Annotated in this window: 18 protein-coding genes; 5 read left to right on the forward strand and 13 right to left on the reverse strand. The window is 46.4% G+C overall.

Annotated features, from left to right (window positions below; all coding sequences use genetic code 11):
• Nucleotides 1-3: 3 nt before the first annotated feature.
• From atpA to V513_RS07690, 12 genes are all read right to left on the reverse strand, one after another.
• A complete protein-coding gene (gene atpA, locus V513_RS07635) occupies nt 4-1,518 on the reverse strand; it encodes a F0F1 ATP synthase subunit alpha (RefSeq protein WP_099772233.1) in 1,515 nt (504 codons plus the stop codon).
• Nucleotides 1,515-2,066: an ATP synthase F1 subunit delta gene (gene atpH, locus V513_RS07640; protein ID WP_099772234.1), complete on the reverse strand. Its 552-nt coding sequence runs from the start codon at nt 2,064-2,066 to the stop codon at nt 1,515-1,517. Before atpH ends, atpA begins: the two co-directional genes overlap by 4 nt.
• Entirely contained in the window at nt 2,063-2,548 is a 486-nt protein-coding gene (gene atpF, locus V513_RS07645) for a F0F1 ATP synthase subunit B (protein WP_099772235.1), read from the reverse strand. The genes atpH and atpF overlap by 4 nt, the downstream gene beginning before the upstream one ends.
• Nucleotides 2,549-2,581: 33 nt before the next feature.
• Nucleotides 2,582-2,827 carry a F0F1 ATP synthase subunit C gene (locus V513_RS07650; RefSeq protein WP_099772236.1) on the reverse strand — a complete coding sequence of 82 codons (246 nt, stop codon included), beginning with the start codon at nt 2,825-2,827 and terminating at the stop codon, nt 2,582-2,584.
• A 12-nt stretch (nt 2,828-2,839) separates the two neighbouring features.
• Nucleotides 2,840-3,679 (reverse strand): F0F1 ATP synthase subunit A, encoded by an 840-nt coding sequence (gene atpB, locus V513_RS07655; protein WP_099772237.1) that lies wholly within the window; start codon nt 3,677-3,679, stop codon nt 2,840-2,842.
• The gene (locus tag V513_RS07660) at nt 3,669-4,001 is read right to left on the reverse strand and encodes a hypothetical protein (RefSeq protein ID WP_257211996.1); all 333 of its coding nucleotides are present in this window, start codon (nt 3,999-4,001) and stop codon (nt 3,669-3,671) included. Before V513_RS07660 ends, atpB begins: the two co-directional genes overlap by 11 nt.
• Complete coding sequence (locus tag V513_RS07665; RefSeq protein ID WP_099772239.1) at nt 3,955-4,236, reverse strand: AtpZ/AtpI family protein; 282 nt, start codon at nt 4,234-4,236, stop codon at nt 3,955-3,957. The genes V513_RS07660 and V513_RS07665 overlap by 47 nt, the downstream gene beginning before the upstream one ends.
• Before the next feature lie 18 nt (nt 4,237-4,254).
• Nucleotides 4,255-6,945: a DNA polymerase I gene (gene polA / locus V513_RS07670; RefSeq protein ID WP_099772240.1), complete on the reverse strand. Its 2,691-nt coding sequence runs from the start codon at nt 6,943-6,945 to the stop codon at nt 4,255-4,257.
• A complete protein-coding gene (locus V513_RS07675; protein ID WP_099772241.1) occupies nt 6,945-7,286 on the reverse strand; it encodes a carboxymuconolactone decarboxylase family protein in 342 nt (113 codons plus the stop codon). The genes polA and V513_RS07675 overlap by 1 nt, the downstream gene beginning before the upstream one ends.
• 8 nt (nt 7,287-7,294) lie before the next feature.
• Entirely contained in the window at nt 7,295-8,107 is an 813-nt protein-coding gene (locus tag V513_RS07680; RefSeq protein WP_180274842.1) for a TatD family hydrolase, read from the reverse strand.
• On the reverse strand, nt 8,073-9,152 hold the full coding sequence (ychF, locus tag V513_RS07685) for a redox-regulated ATPase YchF (RefSeq protein ID WP_099772242.1): 1,080 nt from the start codon (nt 9,150-9,152) through the stop codon (nt 8,073-8,075). The genes V513_RS07680 and ychF overlap by 35 nt, the downstream gene beginning before the upstream one ends.
• A 185-nt stretch (nt 9,153-9,337) precedes the next feature.
• Nucleotides 9,338-10,021 carry a Crp/Fnr family transcriptional regulator gene (locus tag V513_RS07690; RefSeq protein ID WP_099772243.1) on the reverse strand — a complete coding sequence of 228 codons (684 nt, stop codon included), beginning with the start codon at nt 10,019-10,021 and terminating at the stop codon, nt 9,338-9,340.
• Between the two features lie 246 nt (nt 10,022-10,267).
• On the opposite strand from V513_RS07690, the gene V513_RS07695 reads away from it, so the two are divergent.
• From V513_RS07695 to V513_RS07715, 5 genes are all read left to right on the forward strand, one after another.
• Nucleotides 10,268-10,840, forward strand: coding sequence for an HAD family hydrolase (locus tag V513_RS07695; RefSeq protein WP_257211997.1), 573 nt, complete (start codon nt 10,268-10,270; stop codon nt 10,838-10,840).
• A 28-nt stretch (nt 10,841-10,868) separates the two neighbouring features.
• Nucleotides 10,869-12,209: an ABC transporter substrate-binding protein gene (locus V513_RS07700; protein ID WP_099772244.1), complete on the forward strand. Its 1,341-nt coding sequence runs from the start codon at nt 10,869-10,871 to the stop codon at nt 12,207-12,209.
• A 69-nt stretch (nt 12,210-12,278) separates the two neighbouring features.
• Nucleotides 12,279-13,199, forward strand: a complete 921-nt coding sequence (locus tag V513_RS07705) for a carbohydrate ABC transporter permease (RefSeq protein ID WP_257212012.1) — start codon at nt 12,279-12,281, stop codon at nt 13,197-13,199.
• Nucleotides 13,200-13,210: 11 nt separating this feature from the next.
• A complete protein-coding gene (locus V513_RS07710; protein WP_014730768.1) occupies nt 13,211-14,041 on the forward strand; it encodes a carbohydrate ABC transporter permease in 831 nt (276 codons plus the stop codon).
• Between the two features lie 11 nt (nt 14,042-14,052).
• Entirely contained in the window at nt 14,053-15,372 is a 1,320-nt protein-coding gene (locus tag V513_RS07715; protein ID WP_099772301.1) for an SH3 domain-containing protein, read from the forward strand.
• Here V513_RS07715 and V513_RS07720 read toward each other — a convergent pair.
• Nucleotides 15,352-15,948 carry a hypothetical protein gene (locus tag V513_RS07720; protein WP_099772246.1) on the reverse strand — a complete coding sequence of 199 codons (597 nt, stop codon included), beginning with the start codon at nt 15,946-15,948 and terminating at the stop codon, nt 15,352-15,354. The genes V513_RS07715 and V513_RS07720 overlap by 21 nt on opposite strands.
• Between the last annotated feature and the right edge of the window lie 106 nt (nt 15,949-16,054).

Below are 16,054 nucleotides of genomic sequence, written 5' to 3' on the forward strand. Positions count from 1 at the left end.
CAATCATCCTCGCTCTGCAAAGAGTTTCAAGGTTTCCTCGATAGCCTTCTTCAAAAGCTTCTCCGTCTCTTCTTCGATGACCTTCTTCTCTCTTATGGAAGCCAAAACATTCGAATAGGAAGCTCGCAAGGTTTTCAAAAGAGCAGTCTCGAATGTCGATACCTTGGAAGTATCAAGGTCGTCAAGGTAACCTTTCGTGCCGGCATACAGAACGACTACTTGCTCTTCTACCGGCATCGGCACGTACTGGTCTTGCTTGAGAAGCTCGGTTAGCTTTTCTCCCCTAGTCAACTGGTCTCTGGTTGCCTTGTCGAGTTCCGTAGCGAACTGTGCAAAGGAAAGCAAGTCTCTATACTGAGCCAGCTCGATTCTCAAACTGCCGGCGATCTTCTTCATGGCTTTGATCTGCGCAGCGCCCCCTACCCTCGAAACCGACAATCCAACGTTTATTGCGGGCCTATTACCAGCATAGAAGAGGTTGGGATCCAGGTAGATCTGCCCATCGGTAATTGATATGACGTTTGTCGGTATGTATGCAGAAACGTCATTTGCCTGTGTCTCAATTATCGGCAGGGCAGTCAACGAGCCACCGCCGAAATTCTCGTTGAGTCTGGCAGCTCTCTCAAGCAATCTTGAATGCAGATAAAAGACATCTCCGGGATAGGCTTCTCTTCCAGGCGGCCTTCTGAGCAGTAGAGATAGTTCTCTGTAAGCAGATGCATGCTTTGAAAGATCGTCATAGATCACGAGCGAATCCTGCCCTTCAAACATGAAGTGTTCGCCCATCGCAGCTCCTGCATAGGGTGCCAGATAGGAAAGCGCGGCAGGGTCTGAAGCTGAAGCGAAGACTATCGTTGTATATTCCATTGCTCCAAACTGATTAAGCTTGTCGATAATCCTCGCAAGGGCTGCCGTTTTCTGCCCTATTGCAACGTAGATGCACTTGACGCCCTGTCCCTTCTGGTTTATTATCGCGTCGATCGCTATGGCAGTCTTCCCGGTCTGCCTATCCCCAATTATCAACTCTCTCTGCCCTCTTCCAATGGGGATTGTTGCATCTATTGCCTTTATTCCGGTCTGTAGAGGAGTGTCGACCGGTTTTCTCATTACTACCCCAGTTGCCTTGACTTCAACCGGTCTATAACTCTTTGTTTTGATCGGTCCCTTTCCATCGAGGGAAATTCCGAGAGGATTCACGACTCTTCCCAGAAGCTCCGGTCCTGTGGGGACTTCCATGATCCTTCCAGTTCGTCTGACGAGATCGCCTTCCTTTATCTCCTCATATTCCCCAAGAATAACTATTCCTACATTGTCCTCTTCAAGGTTCAGTGCAAGACCGTAGACACCGTTATCGAACTTGACAAGTTCGTTTGCCATAACCCCTTTCAGACCATAGGCTCTCGCTATGCCATCGCCGATCTGAATTACCTTTCCGGCTTCAAAATAATCAAACTCTATGTCAGTCTTCTCTAGCTGATTCTGTATTACTTTCGTGATCTCAGATGGACTGATCTTCACTCAATCACCTCCCGAGGGCCCGAGCGCAGCTCCTGGCTCACTCTTTTTAAACGACCACTGAGACTAGTGTCGATAACCTCATCACTGAATCTAATTACGTATCCCGCAATCAATGAAGGATCCACAGTAACTTTCAACAAACCCTGCATCCCTGTTTTTTCTCTTACCTTCTCCAGTATGGCCTCTTCCTCTTCTGAAGTAAGTTCAACTGCAGAATCGACCTCAACATTTATCATTCTGCTTTCAATTAGGAGCCTTGCGAAAAAAGCGTTCTCGATGTCTGGAAGAAGCTCAAGCCTCTTCATCGAAACCAGAAGCGCTACCAATCTTTCGATCTGCTTGAGAGGTCCTTCAACGAAACTCAGGAGTATTCCCGCCTTTTTTCCACCCTGAACTGTGGGATCGAAAAGAAATCTCGAGAGCTCCTCATTCGAGATGCTTTGAGAGAGTTGCTGAAGTTGAGAAAGAGCTATCTCACGGTTTTCTGAAGCCAGACTATCGAAAAGAGCGTTAGCATACTTCGAAGCCAGCGAAAGAATTCTCTTCACTCCTTGTCACCCATGCTCTCAAGAATCCTCTTCGCATACTGTTTCTTGGCAGTATCGTCCATCTCCTTCTGAAGGAATCTCCCCACCATTGCAACGGCTGCGGTTACAATCGCGCCCTTGACTTCGCCTGCAGCTTCTTCGCGTTCACGCTGAATCTGAAGCTCGGCAGACTTGTACATTCTCTGTATCTCCTGTTGGGCATCTTCTCTCGCGTTTCTTACGATTTCCTCCGCCTGTCTCTCGGCCTGTGAGATTATCTCATTGGAGGATGATCGCGCCTCTTGAATCTTCGCCTCGTATTCTCTCTTGAGGTCGTTGGCTTCAGTTCTCAGCTTTTCAGCCTCGGCAATTTCACCGCTGATTTTCTCTTTGCGCTGCTTCATGATATCGAAGAACTTGTCGAAAAGCAGTTTCTTCAGCACAAAAAAGAGCAGCAGAAAATTCAGTATCGACAGTATGGCTGTCAGATTAAGTTCAATCAAGTTATCACCCCTCCTCTGCTCAGGGGAAAAGATTCAGACTACCAGAAGAATCATGAATGCAATAACAAGAGAATAAATACCGGTAGTTTCTGCAATTGCGTCTGCCAAGATCATTCTGGTTGTCAGGGTTCCTATCATCTCCGGCTGCCTTGCCATTGCTTCCATCGCACTCGCGCCGATTCTACCTTCACCGATACCGGCTCCAATTGCACCTATTCCCATGGCAAGTCCGGCACCGATAAACTTTCCCATCAACATCAAGCCTTCTCCAATATCCACAGTAAAACCTCCTTACTCTATTAATGAGCTAATATATGCTATTGCGAGTATCGTAAATATCAACGCCTGTATCGCCCCGAAGAAAAGCCCGAATATTCCCCACAGAGCTGCCGGCAAAACAAAGTATTTGACAAGGTAACCAAGAATCAGTACTAGAATTGCCCCTCCCATTATGTTCCCGAAGAGCCTGAGCGCATGAGAAATCGGTTTTGCGATTTCACCGATTATGTTAATCGGAAACATCCACCAAATGGGTTCGAAGAAACTTTTGACCCAGCTCTTCAGACCCTTGACTCTTATAGCGTACACATGACTCATGACGAACACGAATAAAGCAAGCATGAGATTCATGTTGAGGTCCGATGTAGGAGCATACCACGTATCGGCGAGGATCGTGAATGTGACCCCTCCGTTTTCCGTAGGGAAGGCATTTATGCCGGGGAAGCTGCCGATGATATTCGAGACCAGAATGAAAAGGAAAAGTGAGGCCGCAATGTCGAAGATCGGCCTGATGTACTCCTTTCTAGTCACTGAATCCTTCACAAGATCGTAAACGTAATCGAGGAGAGACTCGAGAAGACTCTGTTTCTTCCCCGGGATAATCTTGAAGACCTTCACTCTTGTTGCCATAAATATTATCAGACCCATTACTACCCAGGTCATGATTATCGTTAAGGGGTTTACCCTGCTGAGAGGGCCTTCTCCAAAGGGAAGCTGATAGATCCATCGCTGACCAACGCCCTCAAGCTGGAACTTGTAGCCTGTGACAACCATATATATGAGCACGGCGATATATCCTCCAGAAATAACTCCGAGGAATATCTTGTCGGATTTAGTGAGATTAAGATTCACAGAGCCACCTCCCAAAGGCTATCGTTGCGATTTTAAGATTCATGATTCCGAGAAAACTCCCTAAGAAGAACCCGGGTGAAACTGTGGATGCAGTACCGAAACAAATGCCATAGAAGGTATATCTCACGAGAAACCCGGTCGGGGCTCTCTTCTTTTCGGTTATCATGATATGTGCATCGTAGTTTATCAGCAGTAGAGCTAGCAAGGAAAATGCAGTTCCGTAAAAGACACCCAGCTCAGAACCGGGAAGCGGTATAAAGGCAAAAATGCCGCTTTCAACCATTGCCAGGGCTGCCAGTATTGTCGCTGTTTTTATCATCATTGTCCTTGTCTCTATCATATCGTTCTGCCTCTTTCAATAGATATCTTATTCCATTATATATGCCCGAGAAGGCTCCGAAAAGTAGGAAAAAAGAAATCCATACCTTACCCATTCCGAGGAACTTATACAGCAGGTATCCTATACCCCCCGAAACCATTATGTTCGCGATCACAATAACTGCAAACTGATAAAGCGTTGACAGCGCCGTCCAGTTTATCTTGTTTTTCTCATTCAAAGGGGTTACGTCTCTCTTTCAGCACCAGTAATCACCTACAGAGATTTCAATATCCAGGGGAACGCTCAGTTCTACAACTTCAGACATTCCCTCCTTAAGAATCTCTTTCAGCTTTTCAATCTCCTTCTCTGGAGCTTCATAGACCATTTCATCGTGAACCTGGAGAATAGCAAAGCTTTCCATTTCTTTTTCTTTCAGCAGGTTATAGATCTTTATCATAGCCATCTTCATTATGTCAGCAGCCGTTCCCTGAATGGGCGTATTGATTGCTATCCTCTCGCCTTCCTGGATCACGTTTCTATTCTTAGTCTTAAACTGAGGGATCTCCCGCTTTCTGCCAAACATAGTCCTCACAAAGCACTTGTCTTTGGCTTCAGAAATTGTGTCCTTAATGAAGGCCCTTACCTCAGGAAAGGCTTTGAAATAATTCGAAATCATCTCTTCGGCAACATTTGTGGGAATCCTTAGTCTGCTTGCCAGTCCGTAGGAAGAGATTCCGTATATTATCGAGAAGTTTATCATCTTCCCTATTCTTCTTTGCTCTTCACTTACTTCGTTTTCTTTAACGCCGTAAAGATTTGATGCCGTTAAACTGTGTACATCTTTGTCGTTTTTAAATGCGTCAAGAAGCTGCTTGTCCTGGCTTAGGTGTGCGAGAATCCTAAGTTCGATCTGGGAGTAATCTGCGCTCACAATCTTCCAGCCCTTCTTCTGAGGAATGACGCATTTCCTGATTTCTTTTCCCTCTTCGTCTCTAATAGGTAGATTCTGCATATTTGGGTTGCTGCTAGATAACCTTCCCGTCCCCGTTCCCGTCTGGTGATAGCTAGTATGAATTCTTCCTGTCACTTTGTTGACGAGCCCGGGAAGCGAGTCCAGGTAAGTCGATTTCAGCTTCTGGTACTTCCTGTAATCGAGGAGCTTCTGCACCGCAGGATGTTCATCTGCGATTTCTTCTAAAGCGTCGGCGCTCGTCGAGTAGGAGCCACCCTTCGTTTTTTTTGAAGGTGTAAGGCCAAGTCTTTCAAAGAGAACCGTCCCGACCTGTGAAGGGGAGTTGGGATTGAACTGCTCTCCCGTAAGGTCAAACAACTCCTCGAGGATTTTATCGAGAACCTTTCCGTACTTCTCTGAAAGGTTTTTGAGCGAAGAAACGTCGAAGTAAACACCATTGAGTTCGAGGTCGGCAAGCACCGGAATTAGTGCCAGTTCAACCTTTCTGAATATCTCTTCAAGTTCCTGTTCATATATCTTTTTTCTAAGAACCGAAGAAAGCCTGAGTGAAATATCCGCGTCCTCCACCGAATAGCGGGCCGCCTCTTCTAGAGGTACCTTAGTGAAATCATCGCCCAGTTGATTTTTCTTCATTAGATCTTCGAATTTTATCGTTTTGTACCCGAGAAATTTCATGGCTAGCTCATCGAGATTGAACCTCTTTGCATCTGGAGAAAGGAGATATGCAGCCAGCATCGTGTCAAAGTCGGGAACAACTGGATGGATACCGTTGACTGCTAAGACAGAATAATCGAATTTCAAATTCTGCCCGATTATCTTAGTTGACCTTTCTTCAAGAAGCTTCTTAAGCTTTTTCAGGACATAGTCTCGGTCTGCCTGCCACCCGTCAGACTCGTGTGCAATCGGAATGTAGTAACCGGACCCCTCATCGATGGAAATCGAGACTCCTACGATCTTCGCGCAATGAGGATCGAGAGAGGAAGTCTCGAGATCTATTGCGAATATTGGGTTGGAAACCAGCTTCTCGAAAAGCCTCTCGAGTTCATTTTCGCTCTTGACTAGTCTGTATCCATCTATCTCTGCAAAAGAATCATCGGCCTTATCGGTTAGGTTGAATTCATTCATCATAGAAGAGAATTCAAGTTTTAGGAAGATCTTTCGCAAATCGTTCTTTCTGAAACCCTCATACTTTATGTCGTCTAGCTCTATGTTCAGATCCTCATTGTCAAGTAGCTTTACAAGCTCCATCGAAAGTTCAAGCGAGCTTCTGCCGTCTATCAATTTCTTCCTCAGTCCAGGGCTGAGTTTCCTGATGTTTGCATAGATTCCTTCGATGTCACCGTATTCTTTCAGAAGCTTCTGGGCGGTCTTTATTCCGATTCCTGGAACACCGGGTATGTTATCCGACGGATCACCTGCGAGAGAAAGAAGAGCATGAAGCCTTTCCGGTTCCAGTTCATACCTGGACAAAACCTTCTCTCTGTCGTATACATCGAGATCGGTAAGACCCGTAACGAAACGCAAAATGTGAACCTTATCGTCCACCAGTTGAAGAAGATCCTTGTCGCCGGTTACTATAAGCACTTCGTCTACTTTATCACGGTACTTCTTCGCAGCCGTTGCAACGATATCGTCGGCTTCGATTCCGGCTATCGAAAGAAACTTTATGCCGAAGGCCTCGACTAGTTCAGGAATGTCCTTGAGTTGTGCTACAAGGGCATCTGGCATAGCCTCACGAGTTGCCTTGTATGATTCGTACGCCTCATGACGCTTCGTAGCTTCCTTTCGGTCAAAAGCGAAGATAGCATAGTCACCATTCTTCATTCTCTCTCGAGTGAATTTCGACAACATCCTCGCCGTTCCAAAGAGAGCGTTTGTTGGTTCACCCTTGGAATTAGTGAGTGTTACATCTATCCCGTAGTAACCACGGTAGAAGATTGCAGTTCCATCAAAGAGAAACAGTTTTCCGGGCATTACTCTGCCTCCAGTTCGTCGAGTAGCTCAACAGCCCTCCTAAAGTGAGGAATAACTATCGACCCCCCAACTATCAGTGCTATGTTGAGCGCTTCCATGATCTCTTCTCTACTGGACCCCGTTGCCTTGCATTGAATTATGTGATAAGCGATGCAATCATCACACCTGAGAACTGCCGAAGCCACAAGACCCATCAACTCTTTAGTTTTCGAATCCAGCGCCCCATCCTCGTAAACAGCACCGTCCAGCGAGAAGAAACGCTTCGTATCTATGTTACCAGTTTCAAGGATTCTATGGTTCATCCTTTCTCGAAAACTTCTGAAATCTTCAAGTCTTCCCATTTTTCCTCCTAAAGTGAGATAGAGAATAGTCTCATTGCGTTGTTCAAGAGGCTTTCTGAGCAACTGATCGGCGAAATCCCTTTCTGATTCGCAATTTCCTCGATGACATAGCCGACGTAGTAGGGCTCGTTCCGTTTACCTCTGAATGGAACTGGCGGAAGATAAGGACAGTCGGTTTCGCAAACGAGTCTATCAAGAGAGACTTCCCTTACGACCTCCCTGAGCTCATCATTCTTCTTATATGTCAATGGCCCGCCGATTCCGAGGAAGAACCCCAGCTCCACGAACATTCTCGCATATTCTAAATCAGCGGAAAAGGCGTGAATTACTCCCTTGAAGTGCCCGAATTCTTTGAGTATCTTGTAAGCTTCGGAGTAGGCCTCCCGAACGTGCACCACGACAGGAAGATCCAGCCTGGCCGCCAGTTCAAGCTGTTCTTTGAAGGCTCTTATCTGGTCTTCAACAGGAGAAAGATTCCTGAAGAAATCAAGTCCTATCTCGCCAACAGCAACGGCTTTATCACTAAAAAGCAAAGATTCTAATTTGAGAAGACCCTCTTTATCTAGCCCGCTGCTGTCATGAGGATGAACTCCGGCCGAGAAGAAAGCATTTCGCAGTCCTTTCACAGTTCTGAAGGCCCTTTCGGAGTCCTCTGCATTTGTCCCGATCTCAACAAGAAGAGATATCGTGTCATCTTCAATTTGCCTGATTATTCTCTCTCTATCTGAATCAAACTGGGGAAAGGAGATGTGTGCGTGAGTGTCGACAAGCTTCAGTGAGGAGAAATCAGGCGTTGGCTCTGACATGAAAGATGTCACCATCCTTCACGATCTCCTCCTTACCTACGATCTTCACCATGCCTTTTGCCTTTGCCTCCTGCATGCTCCTTACCGTCATGAACTCATCGTATGGTATCACTTCTGCCCTGATGAAGCTCCTCTCCAGATCCGTGTGTATCTTCCCCGCAGCAGCCTTGGCCGGAGTATTTTTCTTTATTGTCCATGCCCTAACTTCATCTTCGCCGACGGTCAAGAAGGAAATCAGACCCATATGTTCATAGACCACTCTCGACAATCTCTCAATGCCACTTTCGGAGATTCCAAGCTCTTGCATGAAAATCTCCCTGTCCTCCTCGGATAGTTCCATGAGTTCGGACTCTATCTTTCCTGAAAGTTCAATGTGCGCGAAGTTTCTTTCACTTATCCTTTGAAGAACCATCTCACGTTCGGGGTAATCATTAGCGGAGAACTGATCCTCATCAAGGTTGATGGCGACGATTATCGGCTTCGCCGTGAAGAGCGCGAGCGAACCGAGGAGTTTCAAATCATCCTCAGCAAGTTCAAGTTGCGATGCGAAACTGTTCTCGTCGAAGCCCTTCTCGATGAGGTGGAGAAGCTCAGTCTCCCTTTCTTCGTCGGCAGATAGCTTTCGTTTCTTCTTCGCTTCTTCAAGTCTTAAGAGTCTGCCCTCTACTACTTCCATGTCTCTTACGAGAAGCTCGGTCTCAATCGTCTCCAATTGCTTGACGGGAGTGTAGGCTCCGGTAGGCCAAGGAACTGTTGTATCTTTGAAGGCTCTAACCACCGCCATAACCGCCTCTGAATTCTGAATAAACTGGAGAATACGATTCTTCTCCTTCTGATTTGCCGCAAGATCGTAACCGGGAATATCGGTGAATGACACTGTTGCATATACTGTTTTTTTTGGATTGAAGATCTTCGAAAGTTCATCTACTCTTCTGTCGTGTACTGTTGCAACGGCCGTATGAGCCTCGTTCTTGTGGCTGGAATGGGGTTCGACACCAGTTAGGAGGGTGAACAGCGTACTTTTCCCGCTCAACGGTAGACCAAAGATGCCTATCTCCATAACAACGCCTCCTTTTGACAAATCTATATTATCAGAATAGGGACTGCAATGGGAAGCCAGATTAAAACAAGTGAGGGAAGGTAAGGGTCCTGTAAAGTCTCTTCACCCATGAAATAGATTCACTGCAGAACGCCGTAGTGAAATTAGAACACTCCTCAAACGTTGCTTGGAATTGAAAAAAGGGGCTACACTGTGTGACCGCTTATCCTCTTCAGGGCGGCTCTGTCCAGAATCCTTATCTGTCTTCCGTCCTGCTTGATTAGCCCCTGCGCAACAAACTCAGAGAAGACCCTTGACAGGGAGGGTCTGGCCACTCCAAGAGCGTCAGCAAGCTCTTCCTTCGTAGTCTTCAGTTCGAACTCATCTCCCAGATCATCACTTTGTCTGAGAAGAAAGTTTGCCAACCTTTGATTCAGAGTGTTCAAAGAGAGCATCCACACCTTTTCTGCCAGAGTAGTCAGTCTGTCTCCCATATCCCTAAGTAGGTTTCTCAAAAATACCTCATACTCCTTACAAAGCCAGAGAATCCCATCTCTTTCGATGTAAAGAATCGCACTTTTCGCAGTTGAGACAATATCTACAGGAAGACGATTCTCTGTAGCAAAGAGAAAGCCGGAAGCTAGTATAGATGGAGCCTCCATTGTTTCAATTGTCATGACCCTGCCGGAGAAATCCTGCATTTGCGCTTTTGTCTTTCCTTGAAGAAGGACAAGCATTTCATCACAGATGGCATTCTGTTTTTCGACAAGTTCTCCGGGCAGGAAGAAACTGATCCTGTGCTTTACACTTCCGAAGATCCTTTCAAGCTCGCCGACTTTTATCCCTCCGAACAAGGTGCATCTTCCCAGATTGAAAATTAAAGGATTCAAAAGCCACCCCCGTGAAAGGTCGATTCATTTTGATTATAACCAGATTAGCTGTTTTTTGCTGTTCGATTTGTTGTTTTCCAGCAGTGCAAGTCTTAAGCGCTTGATTTTAGCATCCTTAAAATTGTATGATATTTTCAGTATACTTTGATATCTTCTTTTTGGAGTTGTTGCGGGTCAGCATTTTAGCTTATCACAAGCTTTTGAGTCCGCTGCTTGTACTCTTGTAAAGACATAATGGAGGCAATCTTGAGACTTTTCATATTCGATGTGGGTGGGGTTGTTGCAGAAAATACAAGTGTGGTTCCGTCGATAAGCGGCTTTCTCGGTATCTCGGAAGAGGAGTTTGTGGAGATTGCGGAAATGGAGAATCTCCTTGCTTTGCAGACGGGAAGAATCACAGTAGATGAATTCGTTTACGTTTTCTCTCGAAAGCTCGGTAGACCGGTCCCGGGGAATATCTGGGACATGTTTTTCAAGCCAGCTCCAATCAAGGAGACCGTCAGAATAATCGAGAAACTTCGAAGGAAATACAGGGTGGTTGCCGGTACAAATACAATCGAGTCGCATTACGAAATACACAGGTCGCGGGGCGACTACGAAGTCTTCGACAGGGTATATGCATCACATTTGATCGGATATGCAAAACCAGATAAGGCATTTTACAGTCATATCCTTCGTGAAGAGAATTGCTGCGCAGAAGAAGCTTTCTTCACGGATGACTCGAGAAAAAACGTTAAGGCCGCTGCCGAAGTAGGAATTGTTTCTTATCACTTTACTGATTCAACAGCTTTAGAAAAAAGACTCAGAGAATACCTTTGAGTAACTTCACATCGAAAGGGGTGTTACTATGAAAAGGCTTGGCGTAATTCTTCTAGTACTGCTAATGCTCGCGGTACCTATTTCTGCGCTTGGAAAGACGACCATCACCTGGTGGATCAACCCTTGGAGAATCGCACCTCCAGGCTTTCCGTCCGATAAGGCCCCAACGGAGGAAGACTTCCCAAGGTGGGCCGCTGAGGAGTTCATGAGACTTCATCCAGACGTCGAAGTCAAGTATGTCGTTGTCGGAAACACCGAATACTCTCAGAAAATGGCTGCGGCCATTGCGACTGGGACCCAGCCTGACATCTTCAAGGGCCCCGTTTGGGATACCAGATGGGTCGAAGCGGGACTTCTGGAACCTATCGACGACTATCTTACCGAAGAAGACCTTGCAGACTTCTATGAACTCGCTCTTGATGCGGGTTATGTCGATGGCAAGCATTACATCTGGCCGTGGAATCTCGGAACAAACGGTATGGGAACGAGCATGCTTCTCTACACTCCAGACTTCGAAAAGGCCGGGGTCGATTGGCGGAAGATCGTTGAAGAAGGCTGGACTATGGAGGAGTTTGTGGAGATTGCGAAGAAGCTGACATGGGACTCCGATGGAGATGGAAAGATCGATCACTATGCGATCAGCTTTGGAGCACAGGATACCCACAACCTCATGAATTTCATCTACGCACATGGTGCAAAGCTTATCAACGAAGATGAAAGTAAGGTCATCTTCAACTCACCAGAGGCAGTCGCCGGACTTCAGTTCCTTCTCGATCTGGTCGAAGTTCACGGAGTTGCACCAAGCGGAGTCGAGGCTATGGGCGTCTACGACGTAATTGGAAACTTTCACTCTCACAGAACCAGTATAGGTTTTGGCGGTCCTTACGAAATTGGAAGAATCACACGTTATGTAAAATCCGGTCAGCTTGCCGAAGCCTTCTACCCGGTGATTGCTCCGTTCCCTCATCTCGAAGGACAAAAGGGCGTATCTTATGCATCGGCCAGTGGATTTGTCGTCTTCAAACAGAAGGATGAGGCAAAGAAGGAAGCCGTTATGGAGTTCGCCAGATTCCTGACGAACAAGGAAAACACTGCTCTTTTGGAAAGCCTTATATATCTCACTGCAAGAAAGTCTGTAAATGCCATGCTCTTCCAGAATGATGCTTACTTGAACGAGCAGGCTCAGACATTCGCAAGGATAATGGACGAGACTGGAATGGAGTTCTTTGGATCACAGAGCTTCCCGTGGTCTGAGATATCCAAGTTCTTCACCAGCGCAATGCAGGGGGCTTTCGGAAAGACTAAGACAGCGCAGGAGGCCCTCGATGGCTTTGTAACCGAGGCCAACCGAGCACTCTCTTACTATTGATTCTAATCAAATGAGTTGAAGGGAACAGCCTCTGCCCCAAGGGCCCGGGGCTGTTCCCATTTAATGGGGGTGGTCGATTTGGAGCAGATTCCAGTTAAACCAATAAAACGAAAGACTACGTTGAAAGACGTGTGGAAGGGCAGATCGGGATATCTCTTCATTCTTCCGCATTTTGCCCTCTTTGCGATATTCTTCCTTGTACCGGTTGGTTGGGGGATGTACCTGAGTATGTTTAAGTACAATGTCTTTTCTCAGACATTTGTCTGGTTCGACAACTACAAACGTATTCTCAGCGACTGGCTGTTTCTAAAATCCCTGAAAAACACCTTTATATACACTTTTGGAGTGGTTCCACTGTGGTTAGGAAAGGCCTTGCTTGTCACGGTTCTCATTTACCCGTTTAGAAAGGGCATCCAAACATTTTTCAAAGCGGCCTTTTATCTGCCCCACGTCACTTCTACGGTCATTGTTTCCATGATCTGGCTTTGGGTTTTCAATCCTAACTTCGGACTTCTCAACTATTTTATGTCTTTGCTCGGTTTGGAACCAGTAGTGTGGCTTGGAAGGTCCTTGACGGCAATGCCATCTCTAATAATGATGCAGGTTATCATGGGCGGGGGTTCGACAATAGTGCTCCTCTCTGCGGCCATGGCATCGATACCGGAGTATTATTTCGAAGCTGCAACGCTTGAAGGGGCCAGTTCTTGGGCGATCTTCAGAAAGATTACCCTACCTCTCTTGAAGCCGACTATTCTCTACTCTCTCGTAATGGGTACAATAGCGAATTTCCAGACCTTCTCGAACATATACATTATGACGAGTGGCGGACCGGAATTCTCCACCACGACCGTTGCCTATTTGATCTATGAGACCGCCTTTAAGAACTATAATCTCGGCCTTGCTTCTGCAATGTCGATGGTTATGTTTGCGATACTGGTAGTTCTTGGAATAATTCAGTTCAAGTGGCTCGGCTCAAATGTGGAGTATTGAGGTGATTGGCTGTGAAAGCGAAGACTAAGACTAACATAAAAAAGATAATTTCGCTGGTTATTTTGGCGGTGCTTGCATCACTTGCCTTTATCCCCCTTTACTGGATGGTTGCAACGGCTTTTACGCAACCTTCATTGACTATGAAGTTTCCACCAGATATCATCCCTAAGAATCCAACTCTTCAGAATTTCAAGGATCTCTTCGAGAGAAAGATAATTTTTAGATGGACTCTAAACAGTTTTATTGTTGCCGGAACTGTTACTCTTGCTCAGATTTTCGTCTGTGCAATGGCAGGCTACGCTCTCGCGAAGAAGAAATTCCCTGGAAGCAAGGTGATATTCTCGATATATATCGCATCGATGATGATACCGACCCAGGTAACCCTTGTGCCCCTGTACATCCTGATCTCGAAAATGGGAATGGTGGACACTTATCAAGCGCTGATTCTGCCCGCTATTGCCGCCCCCTTTGGAGTGTTCCTTATGAGACAGTTCATGGTATCTGTACCCACAGAGATCATCGAAGCGGCAAGAATTGACGGTGCGAGCGAGTTCAAAACCTTTGCGAAGATCATTGTTCCGATTTCTAAACCGGCTATGGCTGTTCTAGGAATATTCACATTCATGGGACAGTGGAACAGCTTCTTGTGGCCACTTATAGTTACGAACACCTCCGAGATGCGAACCCTTCAGGCCGGTCTTTCTCTTCTCCAGGAACAGGTACCGATGCAGTATTCATACCTTATGGCAAGCGCTACATACTCGGCCATACCGATGATCATAGTTTTCCTTGCCTTCCAAAAGTATTTCTTGAAAGGGATAACGGTAGGAGCGATAAAGTGAAGGAGTGGGTTATGGAAAAGTATATTGCGACACCTGAAGGAGTGTTACAAGAAAAGCAAGAGTCTGATTACTGGTGGAGAAGAATGGAAAATCCGGACGCAATTTGGATGTTGAAGGACGAGATAGAATCCTTCAACAGCGCAATAATCCTACGAGCTAGAGAAGCCGGGAAAACAGAATTTGCTTGCAGTTTGGAAGACTATCCATCTTCGGTTCCTTTCGAAGAAGTGAGGAAATTGATTAACGATTCCATTCCCGAAACCTTCTTTCAAAGATCTCTTCTCACGTCGGAAGGAGACAAGGTTCCGGCCGAGATTCGAAACGATGTCGTTGACAATGCAACCGCTATCCTAAATCAGGATATGGCAGTGGGATTTGGTTTGGTAACTCGAAGAACTGATCTCAGAGTTCTTCCTACCGATCTTATATCATGTGATGAGTACATAGATAACGATATGCTCCAGTTAACGGCCGTGAGTATCGGGACCCCATTTGCGCTCCTTGCCCGAAGCAGGGATATGTCATGGATTTTTGTTCAAACTCCCTTTTACAGGGGATGGATCAAGACAAACGATACAGCAGTAGCCAAGAAAAGAGGAGCTGTTCTGTCCTTTATGAAAGCTTCTCCATTTCTCCTCGCAACGGGCAACAGGGTGGAGATCGAACCAGATCCCTTTGCTATAAACTCTCTCGGGCTCATCCTGCAGATGGGCGACAGGCTGCCTCTTGAGAAGCCTGCGGAGAACGAAAACCTTCATGCTCAGGGTCCATTCTCCTGTTTCACTGTTTCAGTTCCGTACAGAGATAGGCTCGGTTTGCTCGGCTTCAGGAAAGCACTCGTTAGAATGAGCGAAGACGTCCGAATTGGCGATCTCGATTTAACAGGAAGAGCAATCCTGGATCAGGCCTTCAAAATGCTCGGAGAGAGATATGGCTGGGGTGACCTCTATAACAGGAGGGATTGTTCGAGGTTCGTTCGGGACATCTATGCAAGCTTCGGAATCTTTTTACCGCGAGATACCTGGGCGCAGGAACGGTTTGGATCAAGCAACAGGATAATTTTCGAGGGTGATGTTGGACACAGAAGGTCTCAGCTGTCCTCTTTGAAACCAGGTAATCCTTTGTACATGCCTGGACATACTTTAATTTACCTCGGGGAGGAGAATGGGCGCTTCTTTGCGATTCATGATGGGGCGGGTTATCGGGATTCGAAAGGTAAGAAGGTTTCCGTGCACGGTGTCTTTGTGGTCGATATGTCGGTCCGTACTATGAACAGCGATAAGAGCTATCTGGAGCAGCTTACGACGGCGCTAAGAATCGATTCCGCCTGAATCGCCATAAATCAGCTGAAGAAGTCTACGGAACTCGCTGATCTGGTGATCGGAGATCGATTCGATTCTCTCCGGGATAATTCCCGCTATGCTGTTGATCGATACAGAGATTGATCTCGCAGTATATGACCGATTTTCGGTAACTTCTTCAAAAGAGTCACGGGGAAGCGGCCAGTAGTTCCAGGGATTGGGCAGCACTGCTTCCGGATCAGAGGTTTCAACTTCGAGAACGTAACCGATACGCGGTAGAAGGTACCAGTCGACAACACCTTCAATTCCATTTCTCTTGTAAACATGCCTAGATTTCATAACGGCCCTTGAGACCTTCAGTTCCTTTCTCATCTTGATTATCAGTGAAAGATCGACTCTTTTCTCGATCTCTTCCCTGATGAGGCCCGCTCCCGATTTCAAGGTCTGAACCACATAAATATCTGATTCATCGACACTGATCCTTACCCGACGCCTATCAGGAGGTTTGAGGTACCACTGAACAATCAGCAGATGCCTTGTGGCCTCTTCTATCACCTCTTCCGGAATCTTTGTTTTGAAGAGAAACTTCCTTTCGATTTCGAGCAATGCCCTCACACTCCAGATACAGTGTATATCAATACATTCACGTCGGCAAGTTGCGACTTCTTCGGTCCTGTGTTAGTATGTACCGAATAGTGACAAACGGAGGTTT

This window comes from Mesotoga sp. H07.pep.5.3 (genome assembly GCF_002752615.1).
Taxonomy (GTDB): domain Bacteria; phylum Thermotogota; class Thermotogae; order Petrotogales; family Kosmotogaceae; genus Mesotoga; species Mesotoga prima.